The sequence below is a fragment of the Foetidibacter luteolus genome (genome assembly GCF_009650435.1).
In the GTDB taxonomy this organism is placed as follows: Bacteria; Bacteroidota; Bacteroidia; order Chitinophagales; family Chitinophagaceae; genus Foetidibacter; species Foetidibacter luteolus.
The window spans coordinates 271,233-282,636 of the sequence record NZ_VVIP01000003.1 but is presented as its reverse complement, the minus strand read 5'-3'; the positions used below and the strand labels follow the sequence as shown (position 1 = coordinate 282,636).

Annotated in this window: 13 protein-coding genes; 3 read left to right on the top strand and 10 right to left on the bottom strand. The window is 44.5% G+C overall.

The features are described 5' to 3' along the window. Nucleotides 1–37: 37 nt before the first annotated feature. The 6 genes from F0364_RS01290 to F0364_RS01265 all read right to left on the bottom strand — a co-directional run bounded on the left by F0364_RS01290 (nucleotide 38) and on the right by F0364_RS01265 (nucleotide 4,324). Nucleotides 38–862 carry an alpha/beta hydrolase gene (locus F0364_RS01290; RefSeq protein WP_153795928.1) on the bottom strand — a complete coding sequence of 275 codons (825 nt, stop codon included), beginning with the start codon at nucleotides 860–862 and terminating at the stop codon, nucleotides 38–40. A gap of 359 nt (nucleotides 863–1,221) precedes the next feature. Beyond that, nucleotides 1,222–1,881, bottom strand: a complete 660-nt coding sequence (locus tag F0364_RS01285; protein WP_153795927.1) for a CBS domain-containing protein — start codon at nucleotides 1,879–1,881, stop codon at nucleotides 1,222–1,224. A gap of 37 nt (nucleotides 1,882–1,918) precedes the next feature. Then, a complete protein-coding gene (locus F0364_RS01280; protein ID WP_153795926.1) occupies nucleotides 1,919–2,698 on the bottom strand; it encodes an alpha/beta fold hydrolase in 780 nt (259 codons plus the stop codon). Between the two features lie 203 nt (nucleotides 2,699–2,901). Beyond that, nucleotides 2,902–3,549 (bottom strand): START domain-containing protein, encoded by a 648-nt coding sequence (locus tag F0364_RS01275; protein WP_153795925.1) that lies wholly within the window; start codon nucleotides 3,547–3,549, stop codon nucleotides 2,902–2,904. Between the two features lie 148 nt (nucleotides 3,550–3,697). Next, complete coding sequence (locus tag F0364_RS01270) at nucleotides 3,698–3,931, bottom strand: anti-sigma factor (protein ID WP_153795924.1); 234 nt, start codon at nucleotides 3,929–3,931, stop codon at nucleotides 3,698–3,700. Nucleotides 3,932–4,009: 78 nt separating this feature from the next. Next, nucleotides 4,010–4,324, bottom strand: coding sequence for an FtsB family cell division protein (locus tag F0364_RS01265; protein WP_153795923.1), 315 nt, complete (start codon nucleotides 4,322–4,324; stop codon nucleotides 4,010–4,012). A gap of 144 nt (nucleotides 4,325–4,468) precedes the next feature. On the opposite strand from F0364_RS01265, the gene F0364_RS01260 reads away from it, so the two are divergent. Both F0364_RS01260 and F0364_RS01255 read left to right on the top strand, forming a co-directional pair. Continuing rightward, nucleotides 4,469–4,810, top strand: coding sequence for a type II toxin-antitoxin system RelE/ParE family toxin (locus tag F0364_RS01260; RefSeq protein ID WP_153795922.1), 342 nt, complete (start codon nucleotides 4,469–4,471; stop codon nucleotides 4,808–4,810). Between the two features lie 4 nt (nucleotides 4,811–4,814). Next, entirely contained in the window at nucleotides 4,815–5,141 is a 327-nt protein-coding gene (locus F0364_RS01255) for a helix-turn-helix domain-containing protein (protein WP_153795921.1), read from the top strand. Between the two features lie 206 nt (nucleotides 5,142–5,347). Here the strand turns inward: F0364_RS01255 and eno are convergent, their stop codons facing one another. The 3 genes from eno to F0364_RS01240 all read right to left on the bottom strand — a co-directional run bounded on the left by eno (nucleotide 5,348) and on the right by F0364_RS01240 (nucleotide 8,907). Beyond that, nucleotides 5,348–6,634 (bottom strand): phosphopyruvate hydratase, encoded by a 1,287-nt coding sequence (gene eno / locus F0364_RS01250; RefSeq protein ID WP_442345984.1) that lies wholly within the window; start codon nucleotides 6,632–6,634, stop codon nucleotides 5,348–5,350. A 507-nt stretch (nucleotides 6,635–7,141) separates the two neighbouring features. Next, entirely contained in the window at nucleotides 7,142–8,164 is a 1,023-nt protein-coding gene (locus F0364_RS01245; RefSeq protein WP_153795920.1) for an aldo/keto reductase, read from the bottom strand. Nucleotides 8,165–8,298: 134 nt separating this feature from the next. Continuing rightward, nucleotides 8,299–8,907 (bottom strand): hypothetical protein, encoded by a 609-nt coding sequence (locus tag F0364_RS01240; RefSeq protein ID WP_153795919.1) that lies wholly within the window; start codon nucleotides 8,905–8,907, stop codon nucleotides 8,299–8,301. 58 nt (nucleotides 8,908–8,965) lie between these two features. On the opposite strand from F0364_RS01240, the gene rpiA reads away from it, so the two are divergent. Further along, nucleotides 8,966–9,643 carry a ribose-5-phosphate isomerase RpiA gene (gene rpiA, locus F0364_RS01235; protein WP_153795918.1) on the top strand — a complete coding sequence of 226 codons (678 nt, stop codon included), beginning with the start codon at nucleotides 8,966–8,968 and terminating at the stop codon, nucleotides 9,641–9,643. A gap of 35 nt (nucleotides 9,644–9,678) precedes the next feature. Here the strand turns inward: rpiA and F0364_RS01230 are convergent, their stop codons facing one another. Further along, on the bottom strand, nucleotides 9,679–11,160 hold the full coding sequence (locus F0364_RS01230; RefSeq protein WP_153795917.1) for a DNA recombination protein RmuC: 1,482 nt from the start codon (nucleotides 11,158–11,160) through the stop codon (nucleotides 9,679–9,681). Between the last annotated feature and the right edge of the window lie 244 nt (nucleotides 11,161–11,404).

Here is an 11,404-nt window from a genome sequence, read left to right as displayed (position 1 = left end):
AGCGGGCTATTCGAAATCGCACACCATACCAAGTGTATTAGCCTTTTCGCAAACCCCAGCCCCATTTTAAAAATGAAGGAAAAGCCCTGGCCCAGGTAGGCACATCGTGGCGGCCATCCTTTAATTCCAGGTAACGTATATGCTCATCTGTGTAGCCCTTTGCTTTTAGCTCAATCACCAGGTCAAGCGCATCATCAATGGAGTCTATAACACCGTTGTTGTTACGGTCGTCTGTTTCATCCAGGGCGCCGCATTCAATAAAAAATTTAAGCCAGGGGTTAAAAGCTCCTTTGCGCACCTGCAGATGCATCAGGCGGTCCTGTTCATCGTTATAACCGTCCTCATAAGCCTTCCGCCGCCACCATAAAGAGCCGCTGAAAATACCCACTTTCGTAAACTCGCTGGCGTGGTTCCAAACGGTATCAAGGGCGCTAAGGCCACCCAGCGAAAAACCGGCAAACGATTTTTCCTTAAAAGAAGGCGCATTGTATGTTTTACGGATGAATGGCAGCAACTCATCAAAAATAAACTTGTTGTATAAACCCGCTTTTGAGCCACGGCCATTGTAATCGGCGCTGTAGGCTGTACCATATTCCAGTTTTCTGTCGGCGCCGCAATGTATGCCCACGCAAACCAAAGGTTCTATAATTTCCTCTGAAATCAGGCGGTCAAGAATGTCTTCGAAAGGCATGTGGGGCAGGTCCTGTCCGTCGTTTATTAACAACAGGCTTAAATTTTCGGGGTGTTCAATACCATCCGGCAGGTAAGCGTCTATTACCACTTCCCTTTCCAGGTAATTTGATTGAACTGTTGTTTGCTCTACCAGCAGGCTGTTTAGGGTATTGATTTTCTCGATTGCCATATCGTTCAAAAATACGGAAAGAAGCTGAATGCCGTAACAGCCACGGGTTGTATGCGTATCCGCAATGGCTTGCGAACTTCATAAACAAAGCTTTTAAAAATCGTTGAAGAAATTTTTCAGGGGGTGTCCCTCGTACCTCGGGCCGGGCTTTCCGCTACTACTCCGGCACAAAAGCCCTGCTGCTATGGCTTCACCGGGGTATCCGCTTCAATCCCTCACCCTAAGGTGTAACAGGCTGCCTCTTTTGCAGGCAGGTCTAATTCTTAAGGCGGCAGGTAATTAATATTCGCTTAAATATCATTTCTAAGTAAGTAACAATGGCCGGAAATGTAAAACCGGTAATTAAAAGGAATTTGCAACTACATGTTTATGTAGTTCATCAGCAGGTTATAGTTCTCTTTCAGTTCATTCTCATACTGCTCTTCGCCAAAGTAGTATTTTATGCTGTAGTCGTAACGTTGAAAGGTGGCAACTATGTCAGATATCTCGTATTTGTTTACCTTAATACTAACGGTAAAAAGCCCTGTATCAGGGTCTGTATAACTGTTTAGCTGGGTTATGTGTGCATCATTGGTTTCTACCAGGCGGTTTATTTCGCCAAAAGCGTAGCTGCGTTTTTCCATCTCCAGTACAATAAGGCCGCCTATTTCATCAACGCTGTTGTAAAGTGCTGTAGCTTTAAGCAGGTCATGCTGCGTTAAAAGCCCTTCCAGTTGCTGTTGCTCGTTAATAACCGGCATAACAGAAAGGCTGTTCTCGCTGCAAAGCTGAAGCGCCCTGAAAAAATGTTCTTTTGCAGCAACACTAACTTTTGCAAAATTGGTATGATTGGCAGAAACGGATGCTTTGTCACTCATATCCAGCAAATCGTCTTTACTTACAAGCCCTATATATTTTTCATCGCTTACAACGGGCAGGTGCTGCACATCGTAGTCTTCCATTAACTGTATTGCAAAACCGGCGCTGTCTTCAATATCAATTGAAGGATAGGTTGACTGTATGAGTTTTAATGCTAACATGCTCTACAAACTTAGTTACTTTTATGAGACAAAAAAACTAAGCAATAGTTGCAGCGGGTTGCTTTAATTTGGATAAAAATTTCTCAAGCAGCACATTAAATTCGGCAGGAACTTCCATCATGGGTGCGTGGCCGCATTTATCAATAAAGTATAACTCGCTGTTGGGTATTAGTTTATTGAACTCTTTGGCAACAAATGGAGGGGTAATAGTGTCGTTGTTGCCCCATATAAGCAATGTGGGCTGCTTTATCTGCTGCAACTCTTCGCCAAGGTTATTTCGTATGGCACTTTTAGCAAGGGATATTATTTTAATTACTTTCAGCCTGTTGTTGGTTATTTCAAACACCTCATCCACAAGCTCCTTTGTGGCCTGGGCAGGATCGTAAAAGGTAAGCTGGGTTTTCTTTTTAATGTACTCATAATCACCACGTTTGGGGTAGGTATCCCCCATTCCATTCTCAAAAAGGCCGGAACTGCCGGTAAGTATGAGCGATTTTATTCTTTCAGGATGTTTAAGCACATGCACCAGGGCCACATGGCCACCCAGTGAATTGCCCAGCAGGTGGATATTGTTGTAGTTACGGGCCTCTATAAACTTGTACACATGCTTTTCAAGGCCGCCAACGGTGGTATGAAATATATCCAGCTCAAACAAAGGCAGTATAGGAACCACTACTTTGTACTGCGTTTTAAAGTGTTCAACCAGGTCTTTGAAGTTACTCAAAGCGCCAAACAATCCGTGAAGCAGTAACAATGGCTCGCCCTCGCCTTCTTCAATAAACTTAAACTTATCGTATTGTTTAATCTGGTAATTCATCAGCTAACTCTCTTATTGGCATTCGCCCTTCAGTGGGTACAAATAAACAGAATTCAATTGAAAAAACCTTATCAATCATTCATTAACAATTTGTGTAAGGTTCCGCATGCTAAAATACCTGATTTTGTTGAATTTAACTATATGAAGAGGCTGGGCAGGTTTATACCTGTCATTTACTTAAGCAATTGAGTGGCAGCATTACTTTACTCCTGTATAAAAGGCAACCTTATATTGGCATAAGCAGGCTTCTTTAACTGCTGCTTTAAATTTCTAAAAGTTTCAAAAGGGCCTTTTGCGGCAAAAAGGTTTACAACCCAGGCCGGGATGGAACCACCGGGGTCTACTTCCAGCACATACTCCACTTTTATCATTGCTTTTTGAAGAGGGGTTATCGTCCACTTGCCGGATGAGTTGGGCACACGCACTATGCCTTTTTTAACAGGAATATACCCCGGAACCGTAGGGCCGTTAATGGTAACTATTTTGGTGGCAGAATCCTGAACGGCTATAAGGTGGGCTACAAAATCTCTGTTGCTGGCTGGCCACGGCAGGCTTACTTCTGAATAATAATACAAATCTCCGGGACTAACCTGCTTAAGCAATACGCTTGATTTTGTGCTGTACACCCATTCGGCGCCGGTGTTTACATCCATTACTACTGCAACCAGTTGAGAGAGGCTGGCCGGCAGTGTACACTCTACTTTTATAGCTTTTAAGCCACTGTTTTCAAGGGATCTGCTATACACTGCAATACCCTCTTTATTCAGCTTTAGTTTCCAGTGCGGCTGGGCAAAAACATGAATAAAATTAAGTGTTGCCACCAGCAACAATACAGCATACTTAGCCTTCATATCCCGGTCAAAATTTTTTCGGGATGCAATTTACTATCTAATCAGCAAGAATAACAGTGCAACAGCAAGAGAGGGATGAACGGTAAATTAAGTTTATTTACCCTTAAAAATAACGAGCTATTTGACAGGAAAAATTACCGGCAAAAGATTAAGACGAGACTTTAACCTTATCCGCAGCATAATGAATAACAGAATCAACGGCCTGGTGGCGCGGGGTTTTTAGTTTGCAGCGGTCCATACGCTGGGTAGCTTCTCTAAGTACCTGGAGTTTTTCGCGGAGGGCCCAGTTCTGGCGCAGCGCATCTTCCATTTCCTGCCTCTCCTTACCAGGAAGTTCGTTGTACAAATACATCAGTAAATCCTCTGTAGTAAAATTCGGCATAGCTCATCAGTGTTTGGATAAGTGTATCAATGCGATTTCCCTAAAAACGGCATTATTCAGAGGATATTGTGCAAAACGCTATTTTTTAACAGGTTGGGCAGGTTGCTCTACAATAAACACATCTTCATTGTCTCTTTTCATGTATAAGTTTTCCCTGGCATATTTTTCCAGTGCGGCGGAGTTGTGTTGCAGGTCGTCTAACTGTTTTTTGGTCTTTTCTATTTCCCTGTGGTAAAAATCCCGGCTTTCGGTAAGGTCTTTTAGCTGCTGCTTGCGGTCAAGCTGCACAAAAATGTCGTTACGGTCTATAAAAACAATCATTACCGCAAACGCCCCAAGCGATAAAAGATACTTGTTGCGAAGAATATTTAATATGGTTTTTACGGCTTTCATTATTTCATTTGTCTAAAGATAGATAAAGGTACATTTAAATGTATTTGAATTTATACCCGCTGTTTTTAGTTTTTAAGCTTGATGCAGCAAAAAATATGTTTCTAAATTTGTAAACTTTCTTTCAACTTTGCGTAAATATTTATTGTGAAATATTTTGAAATCCGTTTCCTTGAAGAAGCTGAAAGGTTTATTGCAACACTTGATGCAAAAGCTGTAAGGAAAGTTTTATATAACATGGACCTTGCAGAACAAACCAACGATCCGAAACTATTTAAAAAGCTGCAAAACGAAATTTGGGAATTTCGGACAAGACATGCCGGGCTACAGATAAGGTTACTGGCTTTTTGGGATAAAACTGAACCAAGGCATACCCTTGTATTTGCAACGCATGGGTTTATCAAGAAGGTAAGCAAGGTTCCTGCCAACGAAATTTCCAAAGCAGAAACCATCAGAAAAAGATATTTTGAACTGAAGCAGAAAAAATAACATCATGGCAAAAGCACAAATAAAAACCTATACACTTGCCGAGATGAAAGATAAGTATATTGGCAAAGTGGGCACTAAGGAGAGAGAGGAATACGAGTATGAACTACGCATGGATGTTCTGGGCAGGATGATTAAAACTGCCAGGGAACAACAAAATCTTACACAGGAACAATTAGGTGAGCTTGTCGGTGTTCAAAAAGCTCAAATATCTAAATTAGAAAATAGCGTTAATAGCGCAACAATAGACACCATATTGAAAGTGTTTAAAGCCTTAAAGGCAGACATCCGTTTTAATGTTACCATTGAAAGTCAAAAGCTGCAACTTGCTTAGCGTTTCCCCTGCCTCATAGAAATTCTACCGCCCAATGGCTGCGGGATTGAAGTGGAAAGCCCGCAACCACGAGGTACGAGTGGCGAGGACTTGGAACGGAAAGCCCGGACTACAGCTCCATTTCTGCACAGCAGTACAAAGCCCCAAATGGTTCTAAAAACAATAGCCGCAAAAGCGGCTATTGATGTACTTAAGGCATGAATAATTTATTTACCGAAACGGATTTTTCCTTTTGGATAAATACCGGTATCGCCCAGCGCTTCTTCAATGCGGATAAGCTGGTTGTACTTGGCCATACGGTCTGTACGGCTGGCAGAACCTGTTTTAATTTGCCCGCAATTTAAAGCAACCGCCAGGTCTGCAATGGTAGTGTCTTCCGTCTCGCCGCTGCGGTGGCTCATGATAGTGGTATAACCGTTGCTTTGCGCTAATTGAACCGCGTTGATGGTTTCGGTAATAGTACCAATCTGGTTTACTTTAATAAGTATGCTGTTGGCTGTTTTGCTGTCAATACCGCGTTGCAGTATTTTGGTGTTGGTTACAAACAGGTCATCGCCCACCAACTGCACTTTGGAGCCGATGGCATCGGTCAATTTTTTCCAGCCGTCCCAGTCTTCCTCAGCCATACCGTCTTCAATTGACACGATAGGATATTTGTTTACCCACTCCGTCCAGTAAGCTACCATTTCATCGCTGCTTATTTCTTTACCGCTGCTTTTGTAAAATTTGTACTTCCCGTCTTTAAACATTTCGCTGCTGGCGGCATCAAGTGCAATAGATATCTCTGTACCTACTTTATAACCTGCAGCTTCAATAGCCTGCAGAACGGTTTCAATAGCTTCTTCATTGCTTTGAATATCAGGGGCAAAACCGCCTTCATCCCCCACGTTGGTGCTGTAACCCTTCTTTTTCAGTACGCTTTTTAACTGGTGAAACACTTCAACACCCCAGCGCAGGCCTTCGCTAAACGTATCAGCGCCAACCGGAACAATCATGTATTCCTGGTAGTCAATCTTGTTGTCAGCATGCACCCCACCGTTAAGAATGTTCATCAACGGCATAGGCAATACTGTTCCGTTTACACCACCCAGGTAGCGGTACAGGGGCAACTGGCTTTCCAGCGCGGCGGCTTTGGCAACTGCCATAGATACAGCCAGGGTAGCATTAGCACCCAGTTTGGCTTTGTTGTGGGTGCCATCCATTTCAATCAGTTTCTTATCAATACCGGCCTGGTCGTTAACGGGATAACCTATCAACTGGTCGGCAATTATATCATTTACGTTATCAACTGCTTTTAAAACGCCTTTACCCAGGTATTTGCTTTTGTCACCGTCACGCAGCTCAACAGCTTCGTGAATGCCGGTACTGGCGCCGCTTGGCACGGCTGCACGGCCCATGTGGCCGTTTTCGGTAGTAACATCTACTTCAACAGTGGGGTTGCCGCGGCTGTCTAATATCTGGCGGGCATGAATGTCGGCAATGTAACTAATCATCGGTTTGTTGTTTATTGGTTAATAGTTTTATGTGTTAAGCGGGCAGGTTGCGGTGTTGGTTCTGCTGAACCTTACAGTTAATTTCCGTGCAAAGAAACAATCTTCTGCGGAACATAAAAGCCTTTGTTTTGAATAATGGAAAATTTTGAATACAGCGGTACCTTACGCCTGTTAGCTGCCGGGTAAAAAAGTTGCCGGTTACAGCTTAGTGGCAGCGGGTATTGATAACCTGCCATCCTGCAATTTGTAACCAGTAATTTGTTTTGGGCGCCTGCCGAAGGCACCGGGCTTTCCGTTACTACTCCGGCACAAAGCCATGCTGCGAGGGCCGCACCGGGGGAACTGCGTTCGCAACCTTCGCAAAAGCAACATTTAGTTGCTTTTCCTCGGTTGTACTGCAATCCCTGGCGCGGGTGCAACACCAAAAGGGCAGGTAATACGCAGCAAGTGCCACAGCAGCCCCTCCGGTATCAAATGCATGCCTTTCAACTACAGCCACGCAAGTTATCAGCCTCTTTTTTCTATGCGGTCGTAAAAGCCTCCAAAGTTGTTCATTTTAACGGCATCTTCTTTAAAGAATTTGCCGGGAAAACCCAGGTCTATTTCGCTGGCTTTATCCAACCGGTCCATATCTTCCTGGGGAATAACAAGGCTAACCGTTTCCAGGTTTTCCTGTAATTGTGCCGGCTTTGTGGCGCCCACAACAGGAATGCTGGAAAAGCCCTGCTGCATCGTCCATTTAAGCGCCACCTGCGATGGCTGTGCCCCCAGCTTTTCCGCTATAGAAACTACTTCCTTGGTTATCCTGGTACTGTTATCGTTAAGGCGGTTGCTTTCGGGTTTAAGCCTGCCGGCATCGCCCTTCAGGTATTTTCCTGTAAGCACACCCCCGGCCAGTGGCGCCCAGGGTGTAACCGTCATCCCAAAATGTTTTGCAGCAGGTATCAGTTCCCGTTCGGGTGTGCGTTGCAGCAGGCTGTATTCCACCTGCAGGGCTACAAACTGGCTCCAGCCCAGCAGTTCTGCTATAGTGTTGCCCTTAGCCACTACCCATGCAGGCGTATCACTTATAGCTGCATAATTTATTTTCCCTTGCCGTACCAGGTCATCAAGCCCACGCAACACTTCATCAATGGGGGTAAGGTCATCCCAAATATGCAGGTAGAGTACATCAATCAATTCTGTTTGCAGGCGTTTAAGGCTGGCTTCCACGCTCCGCATCATGTTTTTGCGGTTGTTGCCGGAAGCGTTGGGGTTGGTTTCATTGTCTTTTAAAGAGTATTTGGTGGCCACTACCCAATAATCCCTGTCGCGGCTGCTGATGAATTCGCCAATAATTTTTTCGCTTGTGCCCTGCTTATACAGGTTGGCGGTATCCAGGAAATTTCCCCCGGCATTGCCAAAGGCTTCCATAATCTTAAAACTCGTTTCTTTATCCGCACCCCATCCGGCTTCTGTTCCAAAACCCATGGTACCCAAACACAACTCTGAAACTTTTAAACCCGAGCGGCCTAATAATTTGTATTTCATCTGATTAGCTATTTTATTGTCTTACATCACGCTATAGTAAATAACGCTCCCGGCTCCAAAATTAGGTTTTTAATTTGCCTGGCAGCAGCGTTAAGCAGTTAGAAGGTAATTCAGAGACAACACTAAAACAGGATTTACCTGCCTTTGTGCAGGTTTTTCTGCGCCCTGGCATGGCTTAAACTGAGAATTCTGTCAAAGTAGGCCTGGATGGTTTCGCCCGGTTTCATAGGGTGTTTGCGCAAGGCATTTCCTGTAAGCTTTAATAATTCATTGTATTGGGCAAAGGTTTCCTGCAAAAGTTTTTCATCGCCGCTATCCCAATAATAGCCTTCATCAATAACTTTAAAGTTTTTAAAGTACCTGCTTTCCAGGTACTTTAGCAAGTGTACGAGCAGCATATGCGTATCACAGCCCGCATACTGGGTTTTTACAGAAAGCATGTACAGGTATTCCCGGTACTTTTTAACAGCGGTATTGCCATATAACTCAAGGTTCATGACACTGCTCATACGGCCATTGGATAAAAAACAAATGTCCACCGTTTCGCAACCGGCCGGCGTAAAACAAATGCCGTAAATGCTATTGTTAACCCTGTCTGCATTAAAACCAACAGTAGGAAAAGTTGTTTCAAATACGTAGTATGGCCAGCCATATATTTCGGCGATATCTGTTACCTCTGCCACCAGGTGTGCTAATGAAGCCTGCTCATTAAACCTGCCGCTATAGTGTAAGGTTATTCCCATAGGGTATATTTGCAGCAAAAGTTACAACATTTTTATTTTATTAAAAGCAGTTAACAATATGCTAACCCAACAACAGGTAAAACAAAAGGCGGCCGAATACGCTGCCCGTTATGTGCAACCGGGCATGACCATTGGGCTTGGAACAGGCTCTACCGTATTTTTCCTGATACATAAGCTGGCAGAGCTGGCAAAATCCGGCTTGAATTTCAGGGCCGTACCAACCTCTAACCAAACAAAAAAAATGGCGGAAGAACTGGGCATACCACTTACCACATTGGATGATGTTGACGTACTTGACCTTACCATTGACGGCGCTGATGAAGTGGATCCCGATATGCAATTGATAAAAGGTGGCGGCGCAGCCCTGCTGCAGGAAAAAATTGTTGCGGCGGCCGGCAGCCAGCTTATTATAATTGCAGATGAAACCAAGATGGTAACACAGTTGGGCGCTTTTCCGCTGCCGGTAGAAGTGATTACTTTCGGCTGGAAGCAGGTGCAGCGCAAAGTACTACAGGCCGGGTGCAAGGAAGTTAACTTGAGAGTGAAAGATGGACAGCCCCTTGTTACAGACCACCAGCATTACATACTGGATTGCCACTACGGCGTAATTGAAAATCCTGCCGCATTAAACACCGGGCTGCACGCTATACCCGGTGTTGTAGAAACAGGCTTGTTTATAAACATGGCCACAAAAATTATTACTGCCAACACGGATGGCACCATAAAAGAGCGCTGAAAACTTGACAAAAGCATTTTAATATCGCGGCCTGTTCATGGCTCTGCGCCCGGCTGGCCGGCTTCATCTTCAGCAAGCGCCTGCTCCACCAAAAATGATGGAAGCTCCCTTACAGGTTTGGTATGGTGCAGCTTCTGCTTCATTTGAGAAGCCTGGCTTATAACATTGCCACGGCCGGTATTTAGTTTTTTCTGCGCATCTTTAAAGCTGGCTGAAGCTTTATCAAGCTGCTGCCCTACTTTTTCAAAATCTTCCACAAAGGCAGCCAGCTTCTCATAAATTTTTACTGCCTTTTGTGCTACTTCATGTGCGTTTTGGTTAATGCCCTCACGTTTCCATAAGTCGTACACCAGCTTCATGGCCGCTATCAGGTTGGTTGGGCTTATCAGCAATACACGTTTTTTGTATGCATACTGCCAAAGCTGCCTGTCTGCCTGCATAATAGTAATGTAAGCACCTTCCACGGGCACAAAAAGCATCACAAAATCAAGGGCGCTAACAGCATCCTGGTAGTTTTTACCGCTAAGGCCATCAATATGGCGGTAAACAGATTGCAGCAAGAGGTTTAATGCCTGCTGCTGTTCCCCCTCACCGGTTGCCGCGCTATATTGTTCGTAATGCAGTAGCGATACTTTAGCGTCTATTACAATGCTGCGTTCGTCAGGGTAACGCACAATAACATCCGGCTGAAGGGCCTGCCCTTCTTCACCTTCGGCACGTTGCTGTACAAAGTAATGAATGCCCTTTTGCAGGTCTGCATATTCCAGTATGCTTTCCAGTATCATTTCGCCCCAGTTACCCTGCTGCTTTACCTGCCCACGCAGGGCATTTGTTAAATTATTGGCCTGGGCAGAGAGTGTGTTGTTCAGCTCTATCATGTGCTTCACCTGTTCCCGCAGCGATATGCGTTCATCAGATTCCGCTTTGTACTTGGCCTCAAATTCTGTTTTAAACTGTTGTATATTTTCTTTCAGCGGATTTAGCAAACTGTTTAAGCTTGTTTCCTGCTGCTGGTTAAAGGTTTTTGTTTTTTCTTCCAGTATATTTTGTGCCAGCAGCTTAAACTGGTTTTCAAACTTATGCCCCAGTGCTTCAAACTGCTGCTGCTGTGTGGCCAGTTGCTCTTCTTTAAAGCGGATCTCCGCTTTCATGCGATGTACATCGTTCTGTGCAGCAATAAGTTCTTTTTTGCTTTGCCAATGCAGCTCTTTTTCTTTGGCTGTTTCTTCTTTTAAAACGGTAACTGTTTCTGATGATGCCTGCAGGCGGGTAATATATTCTGCCAGCCGCTGCCCGTGCTCGTTAAGTTCCTTTAATGCCTGTGTAAGCTGGCTGGTTTTATGATTCTTTTCTTCTTCCAGGTATTTTTTTTCGGTCTCGAGGGAGGCTGTTTGTGTTTTCAGATTATCCAGTTCGGCAGCAAGCTCCGGGCTAATGGGCGGGGCACTTTTTTTAATAAGCCAGGCCAGCAAAAATCCTGATAAAAACGCCGCAATACAATACGCTATCCATTCCATATCATGCAGATTTTAAGGCCGCAATTTAGGGGTATCCATCAAATACCGAAGGCAATTGGCTGGCTATCTGCTGTTGGTGACTAAATTTTAACGTAAGCCGGTTTGGACAAATTGATTTCGCTAATCCGGTGCGTGGGGACACGCACGAGGGCGCTTTATCTACCAGGGCTGAAAAGCCGCCCAATGAACCAACCGATGAAGTGATTGCGACGCAACGAAGATGCCATGAAACTATATCGCCGGT

Bases quoted from the DNA above. Each gene is read 5' to 3' on its own strand.
- eno (WP_442345984.1), bottom strand. From the start codon at position 6,634: ATGATTAGTTACATTGCCGACATTCATGCCCGCCAGATATTAGACAGC.
- rpiA (WP_153795918.1), top strand. From the start codon at position 8,966: ATGCTAACCCAACAACAGGTAAAACAAAAGGCGGCCGAATACGCTGCC.
- F0364_RS01240 (WP_153795919.1), bottom strand. From the start codon at position 8,907: ATGGGAATAACCTTACACTATAGCGGCAGGTTTAATGAGCAGGCTTCA.
- F0364_RS01265 (WP_153795923.1), bottom strand. From the start codon at position 4,324: ATGAAAGCCGTAAAAACCATATTAAATATTCTTCGCAACAAGTATCTT.
- F0364_RS01285 (WP_153795927.1), bottom strand. From the start codon at position 1,881: ATGTTAGCATTAAAACTCATACAGTCAACCTATCCTTCAATTGATATT.
- F0364_RS01230 (WP_153795917.1), bottom strand. From the start codon at position 11,160: ATGGAATGGATAGCGTATTGTATTGCGGCGTTTTTATCAGGATTTTTG.
- F0364_RS01275 (WP_153795925.1), bottom strand. From the start codon at position 3,549: ATGAAGGCTAAGTATGCTGTATTGTTGCTGGTGGCAACACTTAATTTT.
- F0364_RS01245 (WP_153795920.1), bottom strand. From the start codon at position 8,164: ATGAAATACAAATTATTAGGCCGCTCGGGTTTAAAAGTTTCAGAGTTG.
- F0364_RS01270 (WP_153795924.1), bottom strand. From the start codon at position 3,931: ATGCCGAATTTTACTACAGAGGATTTACTGATGTATTTGTACAACGAA.
- F0364_RS01280 (WP_153795926.1), bottom strand. From the start codon at position 2,698: ATGAATTACCAGATTAAACAATACGATAAGTTTAAGTTTATTGAAGAA.
- F0364_RS01290 (WP_153795928.1), bottom strand. From the start codon at position 862: ATGGCAATCGAGAAAATCAATACCCTAAACAGCCTGCTGGTAGAGCAA.
- F0364_RS01255 (WP_153795921.1), top strand. From the start codon at position 4,815: ATGGCAAAAGCACAAATAAAAACCTATACACTTGCCGAGATGAAAGAT.